The organism is Curtobacterium sp. MCPF17_047 (assembly GCF_003234045.1).
Lineage (GTDB): Bacteria > Actinomycetota > Actinomycetes > Actinomycetales > Microbacteriaceae > Curtobacterium.
The window spans coordinates 215372-234865 of record NZ_QKSF01000002.1 but is presented as its reverse complement, the minus strand read 5'-3'; the positions used below and the strand labels follow the sequence as shown (position 1 = coordinate 234865).

Here is a 19494-nt window from a genome sequence, read left to right as displayed (position 1 = left end):
GCCCCGGAAACCAACAAGGAAAATCCCATGGCAGACATCACCATCAGCCCCGATGAGATCCGTGATGCCCTGAAGGACTTCGTCTCGAACTACGAGCCGACGAAGGCCTCCACGGCCGAGGTCGGGCACGTCACCGACGCCGGTGACGGCATCGCCCACGTCGAAGGCCTCCCCGGCGTCATGGCCAACGAGCTGATCCGCTTCCAGGACGGCACGCTCGGCCTCGCCCAGAACCTCGACGAGGACTCGATCGGTGCCATCGTGCTCGGCGAGTTCTCCGGCGTCGAAGAGGGCCAGGAAGTCACCCGCACGGGTGAGGTCCTCTCCGCCCCCGTCGGCGACGCATTCCTCGGCCGGGTCGTCGACCCGCTCGGTGCCCCGATCGACGGTCTCGGCGAGATCGCCGCCGAGGGTCGTCGTGCCCTCGAGCTGCAGGCGCCGGGCGTCATGTCCCGCAAGTCGGTCCACGAGCCGATGCAGACCGGCATCAAGGCGATCGACGCGATGATCCCCGTCGGCCGCGGCCAGCGTCAGCTGATCATCGGTGACCGCCAGACCGGCAAGACGGCCATCGCGATCGACACGATCATCAACCAGAAGGCCAACTGGGACTCCGGCGACGAGAACAAGCAGGTCCGCTGCATCTACGTCGCCATCGGTCAGAAGGGCTCCACGATCGCCTCCGTCAAGGGTGCGCTCGAGGACGCCGGCGCGATGGAGTACACGACCATCGTCGCCGCTCCGGCCTCCGACCCGGCCGGCTTCAAGTACCTGGCCCCCTACACCGGCTCGGCCATCGGCCAGCACTGGATGTACCAGGGCAAGCACGTCCTGATCATCTTCGACGACCTGTCGAAGCAGGCCGAGGCCTACCGTGCGGTGTCGCTCCTCCTGCGTCGTCCGCCGGGACGCGAGGCATACCCGGGTGACGTCTTCTACCTGCACTCCCGTCTGCTGGAGCGTTGCGCGAAGCTGTCCGACGAGCTCGGCGCCGGATCGATGACGGGTCTCCCGATCATCGAGACGAAGGCGAACGACGTCTCGGCGTACATCCCGACCAACGTGATCTCGATCACCGACGGCCAGATCTTCCTGCAGTCGGACCTCTTCAACGCGAACCAGCGTCCGGCCGTCGACGTGGGCATCTCGGTGTCCCGCGTCGGTGGTGACGCCCAGGTGAAGTCGATCAAGAAGGTCTCCGGCACCCTGAAGCTCGAACTGGCGCAGTACCGCTCGCTCGAGGCGTTCGCGATGTTCGCGTCCGACCTCGACCAGGCGTCGCGTCGTCAGCTCGACCGTGGTGCCCGCCTGACCGAGCTGCTCAAGCAGCCGCAGTACTCGCCGTACCCGGTGGAGGAGCAGGTCGTCTCGATCTGGGCCGGCACCAACGGCAAGCTCGACACGGTCCCCGTGCCGGACGTGCTGCGTTTCGAGTCCGAGCTGCTCGACCACCTGCGTCGCAACTCCGACGTGCTCACGACCCTGCGCGAGACGAACCAGCTCAGCGACGACACCGTCGCCGAGATGTCGAAGCAGATCGACGAGTTCACGAAGAGCTTCCAAACGAGCGACGGCAAGACGCTCGGCTCGGAGCAGTTCGACGCCGCGGACTCCGAGGACGTCGACCAGGAGCAGATCGTCAAGGGTCGTCGCTAGATGGCAGCGCAGGTCCGGGTCTACCGTCAGCGGATCAAGTCCGCGAAGACCACGAAGAAGGTCACGCGCGCCATGGAGCTGATCTCGGCGTCGCGGATCCAGAAGGCGCAAGCCCGCATGGCCGCGTCCGGTCCGTACTCCCGTGCGGTGACCCGGGCCGTGTCGGCCGTGGCGACGTTCTCGAACGTCGACCACGTGCTGACCACCGAGCCGGCGACGTCGACCCGCGCGGCCGTGGTGCTGTTCACCTCGGACCGCGGTCTCAACGGCGCGTTCAGCACGAACGTCCTCAAGCAGGGCGAGGAGCTCGCCTCCCTGCTCCGCAGCGAGGGCAAGGACATCGTGTACTACCTGGTCGGGCGCAAGTCCGTCGGGTACTTCACGTTCCGCGAGCGCGCGTCGGAGCAGCAGTGGGTCGGCAACACCGACCAGCCGGAGTTCTCGACCGCCAAGGAGATCGGCGACGCCGTCGTGGCGAAGTTCCTGCAGGACACCGCAGAGGGTGGCGTGGACGAGATCCACATCGTCTTCAACCGGTTCCTCAGCCTCGCCACGCAGGAGCCGCAGGTCGTCCGCCTGCTGCCGCTCGAGGTCGTGGACGGAGTGGACGAGCCCCAGGGCGACGAGCCGCTCCCGCTCTACGAGTTCGAGCCGGACGCCGACGCGGTGCTCGACTCGCTCCTCCCGGTCTACATCGAGAGCCGCATCTTCAACGCCATGCTGCAGTCGGCTGCTTCCGAGCACGCCGCCCGTCAGAAGGCCATGAAGGCGGCGAGCGACAACGCCGACTCCCTGATCCGTGACTTCACCCGTCTCGCGAACAACGCGCGACAGGCCGAGATCACGCAGCAGATCTCCGAGATCGTCGGCGGCGCCGACGCCCTCTCGTCGAAGAAGAAGTAGTCCGCCGCGTGCGCGGACAGACACCCACCCCAGGAAGGCACCAGCCATGACCGACACCGCAACCACCGCGGTCGAGACGTCGTCGGCGCCCGGTGTCGGCCGGATCGCCCGTGTCACGGGTCCCGTCGTCGACATCGAGTTCCCGCATGACGCGATCCCGGAGATGTACAACCTCCTGTTCACGACCATCACCATCGGTGAGTCGTCGCAGGAGATCGGCCTCGAGGTCGCGCAGCACCTCGGCGACGACCTCGTCCGTGCCATCTCCCTGAAGCCGACCGACGGCCTGGTCCGTGGTCAGGAAGTCCGTGACTCGGGCGCTCCGATCTCGGTCCCCGTCGGCGACGTCACCAAGGGCAAGGTCTTCGACGTCCTCGGCAACGTGCTCAACTCCGACGAGAAGATCGAGATCACCGAGCGCTGGCCGATCCACCGCAAGGCCCCGGCCTTCGACCAGCTCGAGTCCAAGACCTCGATGTTCGAGACCGGCATCAAGTCCATCGACCTCCTCACCCCGTACGTGCAGGGTGGCAAGATCGGTCTCTTCGGTGGTGCGGGCGTCGGCAAGACCGTCCTCATCCAGGAGATGATCCAGCGTGTCGCGCAGGACCACGGCGGTGTGTCGGTGTTCGCCGGTGTCGGTGAGCGCACCCGTGAGGGCAACGACCTCATCGGTGAGATGGAAGAGGCAGGGGTCTTCGACAAGACGGCCCTCGTGTTCGGCCAGATGGACGAGCCGCCGGGGACGCGCCTCCGTGTCGCCCTGTCGGCGCTGACGATGGCGGAGTACTTCCGCGACGTGCAGAAGCAGGACGTCCTGCTCTTCATCGACAACATCTTCCGCTTCACGCAGGCCGGTTCCGAGGTCTCCACGCTGCTCGGTCGCATGCCGTCCGCGGTGGGCTACCAGCCGAACCTCGCTGACGAGATGGGTGTGCTCCAGGAGCGCATCACCTCGACGCGTGGCCACTCGATCACCTCGCTGCAGGCGATCTACGTGCCGGCTGACGACTACACCGACCCGGCGCCGGCGACCACGTTCGCCCACCTCGACGCCACCACGGAGCTCTCCCGCGAGATCGCGTCGCAGGGTCTCTACCCGGCCATCGACCCGCTGACCTCCACGTCACGGATCATGGACCCCCGGTACCTGGGCGCCGACCACTACGAGACCGCCACGCGCGTCAAGCAGATCCTCCAGAAGAACAAGGAGCTGCAGGAGATCATCGCCATCCTCGGTGTCGACGAGCTCTCCGAAGAGGACAAGATCACGGTGGAGCGCGCCCGTCGCATCCAGCAGTTCCTGTCCCAGAACACCTACATGGCGAAGAAGTTCACCGGTGTCGAGGGCTCCACGGTGCCCCTCAAGGACACCATCGAGTCCTTCCGCGCCATCGCCGATGGCGAGTTCGACCACGTCGCGACGCAGGCGTTCTTCAACGTCGGTGGCATCAACGACGTGGAAGAGAAGTGGGCTCAGATCCAGAAGGAGAACCGCTGAGATGGCGGGTCTCACCGTGAGCGTCGTCTCGGCTGACCGCGAGGTCTGGTCGGGCGACACCACCATGGTCGTCGCGCGCACGACCGAGGGCCAGATCGGCATCCTCGCGGGACACGAGCCGATGCTCGCGATCCTCGCGCAGGGTCAGGTCCGCATCACGCGGGCCGACGGCTCCACGGTCGCGGTCGACGCGGAGGACGGCTTCCTCTCCGTCGAGCACGACACGGTCACGATCGTTGCGCGGCAGGCCGCGCTGGCGTCCTGACCGGACTGACCGTCCTCCTCCCGCCGTCCGAGACGAAGCGGGAGGGCGGGGACACAGAGAGCTCGCTCGATCTGGGTGAGCTCTCGTTCCCGGAACTGGCCACAGAGCGGGCCGCGGTGATCACCGCGGCCCGCTCCGTCAGTTCTGAGGAGAGCTCCGCGCGGACGGCGTTGAAGCTCGGGCCGAAGTCGGTCGCCGAACGACTCCGCAACATGGTCCTCGAGACCAGTCCGACCATGCCGGCCGTCGAGCGGTACACGGGCGTGCTCTATGACCCGCTGGACGCCTTGACCGCGGACGCGGGGACGCGCGCCTGGTGGGATCGTCACGTCGTCGTGCAGTCCGCGATGTTCGGACCGGTGGGCGCGGGGGACCGGATCCCCGCGTACCGGCTGTCGCACGATTCCCGGCTCCCCGGGATCCGGCTCGCGTCGCACTGGTCTGTTCCGGCATCAGCGGCGCTGGCGACCCGTCCGCCGGGGCTGGTCCTCGACCTCCGGTCGGAGGGCTACCGCGCGCTCGCGCCGGTTCCGGACAGCGTTCCCCTGCGCGTGGTCAGCGTCGCCGGAGACGGTCGACGCAAGGCACTGAACCACTGGAACAAGACGGCGAAGGGGTGGCTCGTCTCGCTGCTCGGGCGGACCCAGGCGTCGGTTTCCTCGATGGTGGAACTCGCCGCCTGGGCTGCGGCGCACGGAGTCGTCATCGAGCAGGTCGGGAACGGCTGGGACCTGGTCGCCGAGAGTCTCGAGCCCGTGGCGGTCTGACCTCCGTCCCTCCACAGGGCGGTCGCGACGGTTGGCCGTCCACTGGTCGCTGGAGCGGCCGTCCTGGAGGCCCGACCCACGTCAGGCTCGCCTGCATGCGAACCACAGACACCACGACCGGACCCACGCCCCCGACTTCCCCTCGCCACAGTCACGAGATCGCCGCTGCCGTCACGCTGCCGAGCGCTGCTCGCGCCCTCGTCGCACCGGGCCCCCTGACCACGGCGGGCGGCATCGCGCTCACGACGGCGTGCGGCGCGCTGTCGACCCGCGTGGCGCTCCTCGGGTTCCTGGCCGACCCGGACGCCGACGACCCGATCGGCATCAGCGGGCACGATCCGTTCACCGACCCGATGCCCTCGGCGCTGCTCGGATCCGGTCCGGAGCCCGACCGCGACCGGGTGCGACGGGCCGGCGACCGTTGTGTGGACGCCTGGCGTCAGTGGTCCGGGGAACGCGACTCCGGACAGTCCGTGGTCGGCGTCGGGGGAGCACTCGGGCTCGGTGCGTGGTGCGCGTGGGCTCTGGGCGCGGAGCTCCGTGCCGAGACGCGGGCGCGGTACGCGCTCGACCTGCGCGCTGACGACCCGCTCGCGCAACTGGTGCTCCGCAGTTGCACGCTGGGCATCCGGGCGGCGTGGCGTGGATGAGACCGGGTGCACCGCATCGTCTACGGTTGTGGTGCCGACCGGAGGAGCCGCACGTGCAGGACGACGAGGACCAGCTCGACGACACCGTGCTGCGTGCGGCGGACCGGCGTCGGGCGACCACCGCTCCGGGGCAGCTCGACGACACCTTCGTTCGTCCCGGGCGTCATCGGACTCCGGCGTCGTCTCGCCCGGACCAGGAGGCCGGCCTCCCCGCGGACGTCCCCTCGATCCGGATCGGGGTACGGGTGTACCGCCTGGACCGTCCCGTCGTCGTCGGCCGGCGGCCCGGCCCCCCGCGGGTCGTCCAGGGCCCGGTGCCGGAACTCGTGACCGTGCCCTCGCCGGGCGGAGTGGTGTCCTCCTCCCACGTCCTGTTCCACGCCGCCGGGTCCACCGCCGTCGTCGACGACCTGCACGCCACGAACGGCACGGTCGTCCGCGCTCCCGGCGCCCCGCCGCACCGGATGCCCTCGGGTGCCTCGATGGTCGTGCTGACCGGTACGGTTGTCGACATCGGGGACGGCGCCACCATCGAGGTGCTGTCGCCGTACCTGCGGTCCGTCCCTCCCGGCGGTCGCGAGTCGTCCGGACCCCTCTTGTCTCCACCGTCCACCACCGGTCCGTCCCGAACCCCCAGAGAGCGACCCTGAACCGTGACCGAACTCGGCCGTGCTGCCTCCTCCCACGCCATCGACTTGCCCGACGGCAACGGTGCGACGCTGACCTTGTCGTGGGGGGCCGCGACCGACGTCGGACGCCGCCGTGACCACAACGAGGACAGCTACATCGTCGACGCCCCCTACTTCGTGGTGGCGGACGGCATGGGTGGCCACCTGGCGGGTGACCGGGCGTCCGACGCGGTCGTGCGCCGCCTCGGCGACTCCACCACCGAACCGTTTGCCTCGCGGCAGACCATCCAGCGGGCACTGCTGCTCGCCACCGCCGACATCGAGCGGGCAGCGGGCGGCAACGCCATCGGTGCCGGCACGACCGTCACCGGCGTGGCGCTCGTCGCGACGCACGGACAGCCCTCGGCACTCGTGTTCAACGTCGGTGACTCGCGCACCTACCGCAGCGATGCGGGAGCACCCTTGAAGCGACTGACGATCGACCACTCGGTGGTGCAGGAGATGGTGGACGCCGGTGTCCTCCGGGCCGAGGACGCCGAGTCCCACCCGGACAGCAACGTCATCACCCGGGCCGTCGGGTTCGGCGAGCCGCCGGAGCCGGACTGGTGGACCATCCCGCTCCGGACCGGCGACCGCTACGTGGTCTGCTCGGACGGCCTGACGAAGGAGATCGGCGACGTCGGCATCTCGCGCATCGCTGCGAAGGTCGACGACCCGCAGGAGCTCGCGGAGCGGCTCGTGGGCGACGCCGTCATCGCCGGCGGTCGGGACAACGTCACGGTCGTCGTGCTGCAGGTCGACGACGCCCCGGCGGTGCCCGACGACATCGAGGACACCCTCCCGCGTCACTGACCTCGACGGGACGTGCTGCGAACGGGTCTGGACGACCAGGCCCGGTAGAATCCCGCAACGCCGTCGTGACCACGCCACTCAGCCGGGAAGGAGCGTCCATGGCCCGCAGACTGCCGTCGAGCCCTCCCGTGCTTCCGGGCTTCAGTCCGGTGCACGTGCTCGGCTCCGGTGGCTTCGCCGACGTGTTCCTCTACGAGCAGGACATGCCCCGACGCCAGGTCGCGGTCAAGGTCCTGCTCGACGAGGTCGTGGACGACCGCGTCCGCCAGATGTTCCAGGCCGAGGCGAACCTGATGGCGCGTCTCAGCACCCACCCCTCGATCCTCACCGTGTTCCAGGCGAGCGTCGCCGCGGACGGTCGCCCGTACCTCGTCATGGAGCTCTGCTCGGCGTCGATCAGCGAGCGCTACCGTCGCGAACCGGTCCCGGTGTCGCAGGTCCTCTCGGTCGGCGTGCGGATCGGCTCGGCGCTCGAGACCGCACACCGCGACGGCGTGCTGCACCGTGACGTGAAGCCGTCGAACATCCTGCTCACGGCCTACGGCAACCCGGTGCTGTCGGACTTCGGGATCGCCGCGACCCTCGGAGAGGCCGATCCCGACGAGCCCGTCGGCATGTCGATCCCGTGGTCGGCGCCGGAGGTGCTCGGCGACGAGTCGCGCGGCACGATCCAGTCCGAGGTCTACTCGCTCGCAGCGACCGTGTACTCGCTCCTGGCCGGGCGGAGTCCGTTCGAGGTGCCCGGCGGCAAGAACGGCGCCGCCGACCTCATGGCGCGGATCGACAAGGGCGGACCGCTGCCCACCGGGCGTCCCGACGTGCCACCGACCCTCGAACGAGTCCTGGGTACAGCGCTCTCGCGGCGCCCACGGGACCGACCTCCGACGGTCATGGAACTCGTGCGTGGGTTCCAGCAGGTCGAGGCCGAGCTCGGTCTCCCGCAGACCCCGGCCGAGGTCGCGGTCGAGGCCTGGGCGGTCGCCACACCGTCGCGCCCCGGCGAACAGACCGTCATCGCGGCGGTCGGTGCGGGTGGCGGTGGGGCCGGAGCTCGGTCGGGCCGTCGTCGTCGGACCCGCTCCACCCTGCGCGGCGGCGCGGTGGCGAGCGCGTCAGAGAGTGTCGGGACCGTCCACCGGTCCGCCTCCACCGCGCGCGGCCGCCGCGGATCGCGGTCTGCTCTGGTCTGGGCGACCGTCCTGTCCTCGGTCGTGGTGGTGGCGCTTGCCGTGACCACCGCGGCTGTCCTCACCCGCGGCGGTGACGACGCCGTACCCGTCGTGTCGGACGTCAGCGCCACCGCCGGTGCGTCCGCCGTGACGTTCCGCTGGACCGATCCGGGCCTCCAGCAGGGCGACACCTTCGTCGTGACGACCGATGGTGCGACGAGCCAGCAGACCGGGACGACGTTCGTCGCGACCGGCCGCCCCGGCGTCGAGCAGTGCATCCGGGTCGCGGTGAACCGTGACGGCCGCACCGGGGCGGACAGCGTCGAGCGGTGCGGCACGATCGGCGGAGCCCGGTGATCCGACGGCTGCTCGCTGCCCGGCGTTCCGCGACCGTGACGACCGCGGTGGCCGTCGTCGTCGGGGCGGTCGTCGCCGGGACGGCGCTCGTGTCGAACGGCTACCACGCACAGCGCGTCGACCTCGGCGACGGCACGGTCTGGGTGCCCTCGGCGCAGTACGGAGCGGTGGGCCGCGTCAATCCACAGGTGCTCGAACTGAACACCGCGGTGGAGACCTCCTCGGACGCCACTGCCGTGCTGCAGCACGGATCGACGGTCTACGCGGTCGACCAGACGAAGGGCACGGTGGCCCGGGTCGACGTCGCGGACGCCACCCTGGGTGACGCCGTCACGCTGCCCACGGGTTCGCCGACCGTCCTCTTCGCCGGGGACACCGCCGTCATCGGCAACGCGGACACTGGCGACCTCTGGTCCACACCCGCGGACTCCCTCGACGAGTTCGACGCCTCGACGGACCCGCAACTGACCCTGGGCGCTGATGCCGTGTTCGACGCGTCTGCCGACCACGTCGCGGTGTACTCGCCGCGGACCGGCACCGCGTCGCTCGTCGCTCTGGGTACGACCCCGACCGTGGAACGCCGCTCATCCGTCCGGATGGACCGCACGCACGCCTTCCAGGTCGCGACCGTCGGCGACCACATCGCCGTCCTCGACCGCACCGACGGCGTGCTCTCGATCGACGGGCGGACCGTCGACCTGGGGGACCGAGTCGGCTCCGCACCCGCGTTGCAGCAGTCGACCAGCACCGGTGACGACGTGACGGTCGCGGGCACTGCCGGCCTCGTCCGTGTGTCCGCTTCCGGCGCCGTGCAGCAGTCCGCCCTCGCCGTCTCCGGACGTGCCGCTCGACCGTGGACCGACGACGGGTGCACGTTCGGAGCGTGGAGTGGCGGGCAGGCGATCGACACCTGCGACGGTCGTGCCGTGCAGGACCTCGACCGGGTTCCGGGCGGCGCGGCGCTCCAAGTGGTGCACAACGGGCGCACCGTGGTGGCCAACGACCCGGAGACCGGGCGCTCCTGGGCCGTCGGCCGCAGCGGTCAGCTCATCGACAACTGGGCGCAGCTCGTCGACGAGCAGGACGACCAGCAGCAGGAGCGGGCGTCGGACGACGACCCGGAGGTCGAGAAGGAGCAGGCCCCGCCCGTCGCGGTCGACGACGACCTCGGTGCTCGTCCTGGCCGCACCACGACCCTCCCGGTCCTGCTCAACGACCACGACCCGAACGGCGACCCGCTGGTCGTCAGCGACGTCGGCGACGTCGACGACTCGGTGGCGCGCGTCATGATCGTCACCGACGGCCAACAGCTGCAGGTCTCCCTGCCCGCCGCGGCCACCGGTGTCGTGACGTTCCCGTACACGATCACCGACGGCAACGGGGGGTCCGCGACGGCGACCGTCCGGGTGACCGTCCGGCCGGAGTCCGAGAACGAGCCGCCCCGGCAGGTCCGCGCGACACGGGCCGACGTCGTCCGGGGCGGGCACGTCTCGACGAACGTCCTCGGCGACTGGATCGACCCCGACGGCGACCCGGTGTACCTCGAGTCGGCCGACCCGTCCGAGGGCGACCACACCTCGACCACGCCGGACGGCCTGCTCGACTACCGGAACGACAGCGGTCGCACCGGCGACCGGGTCCAGCAGGTCACCGTCAGCGACGGCCGGGACACCGGTCGCGGTCCGGTCACGGTGACGGTGGCGGCGCAGGGCGACGTGCCGCTGCGCGCCGAGGGCTTCCCCGTGAGCGGGTACGCCGACAAGCCGTTCACGGTGGAACCGCTCGATCACGTCCGCGGGGGCAACGGTGCCGTCACCCTCACGAGCGTGTCGTCAGCGCCAGGCCTGACGGTGACGCCGAGCTACGACAGCGGGACCGTGCGCGTCGAAGCGCGGACGCCGGGGGACTGGCAGCTCGAGTACACCGTCTCGGACGGAACCAAGACGGCGAGCGGCGTGGTCCGGATCACCGTGCTCGCGCCGCCCGACGCCTCGGCCGCGCCGGTGACGACGCCGAAGACCGTCTTCGTCACCACGCTCTCGTCGAAGGACACCGACGTGACGGCGACCGACTTCGACCCGGCCGGCGGCGTCCTCCTCGTCACCGGACTCGACGGGCCGCCGAGCGGTTCCGGCGTCCAGGCCGACGTGGTCGACCAGCACATCGTCCGGGTGAGCCTCACCGCACCGCTCGACGGCCCGGTGTCCTTCGGCTACACGGTGTCGAACGGACTCGCGACGGCCACGGGCACGATCACGGTCGTCGAGATCCCCGAGCCGGAGCGCATCCAGCCGCCCGTCGCCCAGCCGGACACAGCGACCGTCCGGGTCGGCGCCGTCACCGACATCGACGTCCTCGCCAACGACACCCAGCCGGAGGGCGGAGCGATCTCGCTGCTGCCCGACCTCGTCCAGGACGTCCCTCGCGGTGCCGGTCTGCTGTTCGCCTCCGGTGACCACCTGCGCTACCTCGCACCGAACACCCCGGGCACCTACACGGCGGCGTACCGGGTCGCCGGACCGGACGGGCAGACCGCAGACGCGACCGTCTCGGTGTCCGTCCGTGACCGCGACCGTGCGACGAACGGCGCGCCCGTCCCGCAGACGGTGACGGCGCGCGTGGTCGCCGGTCAGTCAGTGCGCGTCTCGGTGCCCCTGAGCGGGATCGACCCGGACGGCGACTCCGTGCAGCTCGTCGGCGTGGCATCGAACCCGGAGAAGGGCTCGGTGGCGGACGTCGCCGCCGATTCGCTCACCTACGAAGCCGGTGACTACTCAGCGGGGACGGACGAGTTCACCTACACCGTGGTCGATGCCCTCGGGGCCCGCGCCACGGGCACGGTCCGCGTCGGCATCGCCCCGCGTGCCGACGCGGCCGGCCGTCCCGTCGCCGAGGCCGACCGCGTCACCATCCGCCCCGGCGGATCCGTGTCGGTCCGGGTGCTGCAGAACGACTCCGACCCCGAGGGCGGTCGCCTCACCGTCACCGCGGTGGAGCCCACCGCGCCGGACGTCCGCGCGCGGGTCGTCGGCGGCCAGACCGTCCAGGTGACCCCGCCGCCGTCCGCCCGGCGCGGCGACTTCGCGGTGGCGTACACGGTGGCCGACGACCAGGGCGCGACCAGTACCGCGTTCGTCACCGTGACGGTCGACGAGGACGCACTCCCACTGCGCCCCGAGGTCGACGACACCGTGCTCGACCTCCAGGACGTGATCGGACGGCAGACCGTCACCGTCGACGTCCTCCGGAACGTCTTCTTCGCCGAGGGCACGGACGCGGACCTCCGGGTCGGCGTGGTCGACGGCTACCGCGGCACCGCGTCCGTCACCGGTGACGACCGCCTCGTCGTCCGTGTCTCGGACACGTCGCAGGTGATCCCGTTCTCGGTCGCACGACGCGACCACCCGGACGTGGTGTCCTACGGTTTCGTCCACGTCCCGGGCGCTGACGACGCGCTCCCGCAGCTTGACCGGACCGCTCCCGCGGTCTCCGTCCGCAGTGAGTCGACGGTCCGTATCCCGCTGTCCCGCTACGTCGTGACCGCGAACGGCAAGACCGCGGTCGTCACCGACCCCGGGGCCGTGAAGGCGACGCACGCCGACGGTGGTTCCCTGGTGGTCGACGACTCGACGCTGCAGTTCACCTCGTCGAAGCTCTACTTCGGCAAGGCGTCGATCTCGTTCGAGGTGACGGACGGATCGGCTGCGAACGGCGGAACCGGACGTGTCGCGACCCTCGTGCTGCCGATCACCGTGACGCCGCGCTCGAACCAGCCGCCGGCGCTCACGGGGACGACCCTCGAGATGCAGCCCGGCGACCGGCGCGTGCTCGACCTCACCAAGCTGACCGACTACCCGTACCCGGGGGACCTGCCGGAGTTGCGGTGGTCCGTGGTCGAGCGACCGGGCAACGGCACGACGGCGACGATCTCCGGGCGGCGCCTGACCGTCGCGGTCGACGACGCGGCGTCACCGGGCGAGCGGTCCACGGTCGGCGTCGGTGTCGCCGACTCGACGGCCCAGGGGCGGTCGGGCCGCATCACGATCGAGGTCGTCACGTCGACCCGACCGCTGGTGCAGCCCGGGCCGGACAGCGCGGTCGTACGACGAGGCACGTCCACCACGGTCGACGTGCTCGCGAACGACCGACAGACGAACCCCTTCCCGGGGCAGCCGTTGCGGGTCGTCGACATCCGCGGCCTCGCCGGCGGCATCCCCGCGGGCGTGACGATCACCCCGAGTGCCGACCGGTCGCGCCTCCGGGTGAGCGTCGCCGCGGACGCGAAGCCGGTCGACACACACCTGCAGTACCGGGCCGTCGATGCGACGGGGGACGCCGACCGATCCGTGTGGGGCGACGTGACGGTCTCGGTGCAGGATGTCCCGGACGCGCCGGGTACCCCGACCCGGACCGGTACCGAGGCCGGTGGGCAGGTCACGCTGAACTGGTCCACCCCCCGTGCGAACAACGCACCGATCACCGGCTACCGCGTGACCGGGACCGGCGGCGTCACGAAGGACTGCGGCACCGCCACCGTCTGCACGGTCACCGGGCTGGACCCGACCGCGTCCTACCGGTTCAGCGTCCTGGCCGAGAACGAACTCGGCAGTTCGCAGCCGTCGCCGCAGTCAGCCACGATGAGCGCCGACTTCGTCCCGACGGCGCCGACCGGGCTCTCGGTCGTCCCCGACCGGACGAACCCCGGGCAGCTCGACGTCTCGTGGGACCCGGTGCCCCGACCCGCCACGGGCAGCGCCGTCGACGACCACGTCGTGACGATCGCCGGCCCTGGCCTCAGTGACACGAGACGCACGGGCACCGCGACGACCACGTCCTTCAGCGGCGCGACGAGCGGCGCGGTCTACGTCGTGACCGTCTCGCCCCGCAACGACGCGGCTCGGGACGGCACGGTCGTGCAGTGGAACAGCGCGACGGCGTCCGGAACCGCCGTCGGGACCCCCGGCGCGCCGCAGGACGTCCGGGCCGTCACCGGTGAGCAGCCGGACGACCAGGGCAGGTCGACGGTGACGATCACCTGGTCGCCCGCGGACGGTGCCGGGGGGTCCGGTCCGGCCTACCGGGTGTACCGGGTCGCACCGGGGAGCAGCCCGAGCTGCGACACCCTGTCGGGCCAGACATCGCTCGGCGCGGAGTCCGGGACGACCGACGCGGGTGTCGGCGGCGGTGGCGTCCGGTACGCGGTGGTGTCCGACAACGGCCTGTTCTGCAACGTCGCCTCCGCCAGCGCGGTCGCCTACGAGACCCCGGGCGGCACCGCTGCCCCGGCCGTCGCGATCGTCTCCGGGGCGACCGCCACGCAGTCCGACCTCCGGGTCACCGCCCCGGGTGCGGAGGTCGACCACTACCGCCTCCAGACGGGCACATCGGTCCTCTCGCTCCAGCCCGGCCAGGCCTGGACGGGGGTGCCCGGGACCGGCGCGCGGAACGCCCCGGCCACCCTCACGCTCCAGGCGTGCGGGGCGCCCGGCGACGCCTTCTGCACCGGCAAGGACGATTCGTGGTCCGCACCGGGTGTCGCCTTCGACACGTCGAGCTCGGTGGACGGCGCGCAGGAGGGGCAGCAGATCGTGGTCAGCGGTCCGACCGTCGGCAGCGGTGTGAGTGTGACGTCGTACACGGCCCGGTGGTACAGCGACGGCGACGGCACGGTCGGGATCACGCCACAGGACGCGGACACCTGGCAACCCGGCGACACGGCCCCGACAGCGCCAGCCGGCGCCAGGTCCGTCCGGATCCTCGTCACGGTGCAGCTGGACGCCGACCCCAGGCTCTCGGCCACGACCGGCAGGTCCTCGCCGACGTCACCCGTCGCAGCGGCCGACCCACCGGTGGACCCTCCGGCTGACCCCGCACCCGGTGCCGGCGACCCCGCCGAGCCGACATCGTGACCGCCAGCACCGCCGACGCCGTCCCCACCACCGAAGGAACGACACCCGCATGAGCATGACCCCGGAGCAGGCCACCTGGTTCGCCGACGTCGCCGGCCGCATCGTGACCAACGTCGAGCAGGTGCTCCTCGGGAAGACGTTCGTGATCCGCCTCGCCGTCACCGCGATGCTCAGCGAGGGGCACCTGCTCCTCGAGGACGTCCCGGGGACCGGCAAGACCAGCCTGGCGCGCGCCCTCGCCCAGAGCGTGCAGGGGTCGACGAACCGTGTCCAGTTCACCCCGGACCTGCTGCCCGGCGACATCAGCGGCATCAGCGTGTACGACCAGCGTGCGCAGGCGTTCGAGTTCCACCGTGGCCCGGTGTTCGCGAACATCGTCCTGGCCGATGAGATCAACCGCGCGAGCCCGAAGACCCAGTCGGCGTTGCTCGAGGCGATGGAGGAGTCCGCTGTCACCGTGGACGGCGTCACCCACCGGCTGGCGCAGCCGTTCATGGTCGTCGCCACCCAGAACCCGATCGAGCAGGCCGGCACCTACCGCCTGCCGGAGGCGCAGCTCGACCGGTTCCTCATGAAGACGTCGATCGGTTACCCGGACCACGCGGCGACTGTCCGGATCCTCGAGACGTCCGCGGCGCCATCCGCGGCGGTCCCCGTCGCGAGCGTGGTGCCCGCGGCGACCGTCACCGAGATGGCCGCTCTCGCCCGCACCGTGCACGTCGACCCGGTGATCGCCGACTACGTCGCGCGCCTGGTGGACGGCACCCGGGCCGCGCCCGAGGTCCGACTCGGCGTCAGTGTGCGCGGAGCGATGGGCCTGATGCGCGCGAGCCGCGTCCTCGCCGCCGTCAACGGTCGGCACTACGTCACGCCCGACGACGTGAAGGCACTCGCCGAGCCGGTCCTCGCGCACCGCATGGTGCTCGATCCGGAGGCCGAGTTCGACGGCGTCAGTGCCTCGAGCGTCGTCGCGCAGCTGCTCGTCGACACGCCACCACCGGCCGACCGGGTCCCGCGATGACGGACCACCGTCCCGCCGGGACGCGGTCCCGGCGGCCCCTGGCGACACGGTCGCGTCGGGCGGCCACCCAGGAGGGCACCCGGACGGTCGCCGGACCCACCAACGTCCGGACCCGTCTCGTCGGTGACCGCGAGGACGTCGCCGCTGACGCCGTGGTCGGTGTGGTCCGCGCGTGGCGTACGGCCGGGAGGCTCGTCATCCGTGTCCGGGACGACGTCGCCTCCGTCGTGACGGGCCTCGGATGGACCGCGGTCGTCCTGACGATCGTCGCGTTCGTCGCGGGGTACCGCTCCGGGCTCCGCGAGGTCGTGGTCGTCGGGTGGGCGGGGGCGGTCCTGGTGGTGGTGGCGGCGATCGCGCTCCTCGGCCGGTCCCGGCTGCTCATCCGGATGACCCCACCGCAGCACCGCGTGGTCGTCGGGGCCGACGCCGGGGTGACGATCACCGCCGAGAACCCCACGCGCCTGCCGACCGTCCCGACGACGGTCGAGGTGCCGGTCGGGGTCGGACTCGTCGACGTCACGATCCCCGCGGTACCGCCGCGAGGCACCTTCGAGCAGCACGTCGCGGTCCCGACCGTCCGCCGAGGGGTCCTCGACGTGGGACCGGTGACGGGTGTCCGTGCGGACCCGGTCGGCCTGGTCCGCCGGGAGGTCGTGTGGACCACGCGTGAGCAGGTCATCGTGCACCCGCGGACGATCGCGATCCCGTCGACGAGCACCGGGCTGGTCCGCGACCTCGAGGGGCAGGCGACCACCGACCTCTCACCCGCGGACATCGCGTTCCACGCGATCCGCGAGTACATGCCGGGCGACGACCCGCGGACGATCCACTGGAAGTCGACGGCGAAGACCGGCGCGTTCATGGTGCGACAGTTCGAGGACACCCGACGCTCGCACCTGGTCGTCGCGCTCGGCGTCGCCCGCGCCGAGTTCGCCGACGACGACGAGTTCGAGCTCGCGGTCAGCGTGGCCGCGTCGCTCGGCACCCGAGCCGTCCGGGACGGCCGTGAGGTCACGGTGGCGGTCTCGGAACGGACCCCGGAGTTCGCCAAGCGCGCCGTCCGTGCCGTGCACCCGATGCCGACCGTCACACCGACCCGGTTGCTCGACGCGTTCGCCCGGGTCGGGCTGGCGGACGCCTGCCTGCCGATCGCCGAGGTCGCGCGCATCGTCGGGCGCGACACCCCCGGGATCTCGGTCGCGTTCCTGGTCGTCGGGTCGACCGTCGGCGTGCCGGCCCTCCGCCTCGCGGCGACCCGGTTCCCGGTCGGGGTCGAGGTCGTCGCCGTGGTCTGCGAGCCGGAGGCCGTGCCCCGGTCGGTGCGCGTCGGTGGCCTGACGATCATGACGGTGGGGTACCTCGAGGACCTCCGCCACGCACTGCAGCGATCGGTCTCCGTGTGACGGCCGACGAGCGCCGGTCCCCGCGTCCTCCCGTGGCCCGCTCCGGTCCTCGTTCCGGCGCGCGCGCAGCCCGTCGTCGTCGTGTGGCACCGCTGCGTCTCGTCGCGGGCACCCTGGCCGTCTGGCTCCTCGTGGCACTCGCGAGTGCGGCGTGGTGGCCGATCCACCGTGACGCCGCCATGGTGTCCGCGGGGGCCACCGCGGTGGTGGTCGGTTCGGTGGTGGCGCTCCTGGGGGCCGGGATGCGCCTCCCGGCCGCGGTCGTGTCGATCGCGACCGTCGTCGGGTTCGCGGCGACGGGGGTGCCCGCGGCCGTACCCGGTGGGGCGGACGGCCCGCTCCCGACGGTGCCCGGGCTGGTCGACCTGTTCAGCGGCGTCGCCCTCGGGTGGCGGCAGCTCCTGACGATCAGCCTGCCGGTCGGGTCCTACGAGGCGCTCCTCGTGCCGTACTTCGTGTCCGTGCTCCTCGTGACGGTCGTCGGCGTGAGCATCGCGACCCGTGCCTCCCGTCCGGAACTGGCCAGCCTGCCCGCACTGGCGCTCTTCGTGACCGGCACGGTCTTCGGTCCGACCCGGCTCGAGACGTCCGTCTGGCTCGGGGTCCTGCTGACGGGGATCGCGCTCGTGTGGGCGTTGACCGTCCGGCACCTCCGCCGTGCGGCGACCGTCGCGGCGACCACCGGTACCCGCATCCCGATCGCCCGTGCCGTCGTCCGGCCGGCGCTGGTCGGCACGGCCACGATCGCCGCGGCGGCGGTCGTCGCGACCGGACTCGGCTTCGTGGCACCGCCTGCCGGCACCCGCACGGTCGCGCGGAGCGGCGTCGTCAAGCCCTTCGACCCGCGTGACCAGGTCAGCCCGCTGAGCGGGTTCCGCGCCTACGAGGAACGCGGTCGGGCCGACCAGCCGCAGCTCACGGTCACCGGACTGCCCGCCGGCGGGTTCGTGCGGATCGCCACCCTCGACAGCTACGACGGCGTCGTCTACCGCGTCGGCGGGCCGGACGGCGACGCGGCATCCGGCTCGTTCGAGCGCGTCCCGACCACGGTGGACACACGCGACGTCCGGGGGACCGCCGTCCGGGTCGCGGTGACCGTGGACGGGTACCGGGGCGTCTGGCTGCCGACGGTCGGAGAACTGACGTCGGTGTCGTTCCGCGGCCCGGACGCCGATCGCGAGCGGACCGCCTTCTTCTACAACCGCTCCACCGGCACCGCGGCGGTCGTCGACGGCGTGAGCGACCGGACCCGGTACACGCTGTCGGCTGTGCTCCCCGAGCAGCCGACCGAGGACGAACTCCGCGACGCACGACCGGGTGATGCGGTCGTCCCGACTCCGCGTGACGTCCCCGCTGCGGTGCAGGACGCCGTGGGCGCCGACAGCGACGCGGACACGAGCGACGGGGCACAGTTGCTCGCGGCCCTGCAGGCCCTGCACCGCAACGGCTACGTCAGTCACGGCGTCGGCGACGACCGTCCGAGCCGGAGCGGACACGGCGCCGACCGGATCACGGAACTCCTCACCGCGGTGCCGATGGTGGGGGACCAGGAGCAGTACGCCGTCGCCGCTGCTCTGATGGCCCAGGAGATCGGTTTCCCCGCGCGGGTCGTCCTCGGGTTCGCGCCCGGTGGCGACTCCGGTGCGCGGGACACGACCAGCGAGGCGACCACCGGCCGGACCACCTTCCGCGGTTCGGACGTCACCGCACGCATCGAGGTGGACACGGCGCAGTGGGGATGGGTCATGCTCGACCCGAACCCGGCGGTCCGCGAGATCCCGGACCAGTCCGACCAGACGCCGCAGCCCGTGACACGGCCGGAGACCGTCGTCCCGCCGCCGCCGGCCCAGCAGCTCGACCAGGACGAGCAGACACCACCGCAGGCGGACCGTGACACCCCGCCGACGCAGCCGGTGTGGTTGCAGATCCTGCTCGCCGTGCTGCCGTGGGCGCTCGGGGTCCTCGGGCTCCTCGCACTCGTGCTGCTGCCGATCGCCACCGTCGTGCTGGCCAAGCGTCTCCGTCGTCGACGGCGGAGACGAGCACCGGATCCCCGGGCGCGCGTGGTCGGTGCCTGGGACGAGTACCGGGACGCCCTGCTCGACGGCGGACACGACGTCGCCCCGTCGGCGACCCGCCGCGAGGTCGGTGCAGCTGCACCCGGGGAGGCCGGCGCGGGGATCGCCGCCGACGCCGATGCGGCCGTCTTCGGGCCGAGCGACGTCGACGACGCCGTCGCCGACCGGACCTGGGCGGCGGCGGACGGGGCGATCGCCGCGCTGCGCGCCGGGCGTGACCGGCGCGCCCGGTTCCGCGCGGCGACGTCGCTGCGGTCGCTCCGGCGGTGAGCGGCCGTGCCACGTCGCCGTCGGGAGCGGTCGGAGAGTGCTCCGATCGGCGGTGACTACG

General features: G+C 71.8%; 13 protein-coding genes. All 13 read left to right on the top strand.

All coding sequences use genetic code 11. The annotated features are described in order from the left end of the window. Window positions 1–27 precede the first annotated feature (27 nt). The 13 genes from atpA (at window position 28) to DEJ33_RS03385 (ending at window position 19433) form a co-directional block, all read left to right on the top strand. Window positions 28–1656 (top strand): F0F1 ATP synthase subunit alpha, encoded by a 1629-nt coding sequence (atpA, locus tag DEJ33_RS03445; protein ID WP_110902143.1) that lies wholly within the window; start codon window positions 28–30, stop codon window positions 1654–1656. Then, window positions 1657–2559 (top strand): F0F1 ATP synthase subunit gamma, encoded by a 903-nt coding sequence (locus DEJ33_RS03440; RefSeq protein ID WP_111043790.1) that lies wholly within the window; start codon window positions 1657–1659, stop codon window positions 2557–2559. Window positions 2560–2605: 46 nt separating this feature from the next. After that, the gene (gene atpD, locus DEJ33_RS03435) at window positions 2606–4060 is read left to right on the top strand and encodes a F0F1 ATP synthase subunit beta (RefSeq protein WP_110902145.1); all 1455 of its coding nucleotides are present in this window, start codon (window positions 2606–2608) and stop codon (window positions 4058–4060) included. A gap of 1 nt (window position 4061) precedes the next feature. After that, window positions 4062–4325 (top strand): F0F1 ATP synthase subunit epsilon, encoded by a 264-nt coding sequence (locus tag DEJ33_RS03430; RefSeq protein WP_110902146.1) that lies wholly within the window; start codon window positions 4062–4064, stop codon window positions 4323–4325. Beyond that, window positions 4322–5092 (top strand): peroxide stress protein YaaA, encoded by a 771-nt coding sequence (locus tag DEJ33_RS03425; RefSeq protein ID WP_309147002.1) that lies wholly within the window; start codon window positions 4322–4324, stop codon window positions 5090–5092. Before DEJ33_RS03430 ends, DEJ33_RS03425 begins: the two co-directional genes overlap by 4 nt. 95 nt (window positions 5093–5187) lie before the next feature. Beyond that, entirely contained in the window at window positions 5188–5742 is a 555-nt protein-coding gene (locus DEJ33_RS03420) for a hypothetical protein (RefSeq protein WP_111077258.1), read from the top strand. A 53-nt stretch (window positions 5743–5795) separates the two neighbouring features. Then, window positions 5796–6392 carry a hypothetical protein gene (locus DEJ33_RS03415; protein ID WP_111194268.1) on the top strand — a complete coding sequence of 199 codons (597 nt, stop codon included), beginning with the start codon at window positions 5796–5798 and terminating at the stop codon, window positions 6390–6392. A gap of 3 nt (window positions 6393–6395) precedes the next feature. Then, entirely contained in the window at window positions 6396–7223 is an 828-nt protein-coding gene (locus tag DEJ33_RS03410) for a PP2C family serine/threonine-protein phosphatase (RefSeq protein ID WP_258366404.1), read from the top strand. Window positions 7224–7321: 98 nt separating this feature from the next. Next, on the top strand, window positions 7322–8749 hold the full coding sequence (locus DEJ33_RS03405; RefSeq protein WP_111077256.1) for a serine/threonine-protein kinase: 1428 nt from the start codon (window positions 7322–7324) through the stop codon (window positions 8747–8749). Next, window positions 8722–14658, top strand: coding sequence for an Ig-like domain-containing protein (locus tag DEJ33_RS03400; protein ID WP_146242510.1), 5937 nt, complete (start codon window positions 8722–8724; stop codon window positions 14656–14658). The genes DEJ33_RS03405 and DEJ33_RS03400 overlap by 28 nt, the downstream gene beginning before the upstream one ends. A 49-nt stretch (window positions 14659–14707) precedes the next feature. Then, window positions 14708–15679: a MoxR family ATPase gene (locus tag DEJ33_RS03395; RefSeq protein ID WP_111077254.1), complete on the top strand. Its 972-nt coding sequence runs from the start codon at window positions 14708–14710 to the stop codon at window positions 15677–15679. Continuing rightward, window positions 15676–17085: a DUF58 domain-containing protein gene (locus DEJ33_RS03390; RefSeq protein WP_111077253.1), complete on the top strand. Its 1410-nt coding sequence runs from the start codon at window positions 15676–15678 to the stop codon at window positions 17083–17085. The genes DEJ33_RS03395 and DEJ33_RS03390 overlap by 4 nt, the downstream gene beginning before the upstream one ends. Window positions 17086–17168: 83 nt before the next feature. Then, window positions 17169–19433 (top strand): transglutaminase domain-containing protein, encoded by a 2265-nt coding sequence (locus DEJ33_RS03385; RefSeq protein ID WP_111077252.1) that lies wholly within the window; start codon window positions 17169–17171, stop codon window positions 19431–19433. Window positions 19434–19494 lie beyond the last annotated feature (61 nt).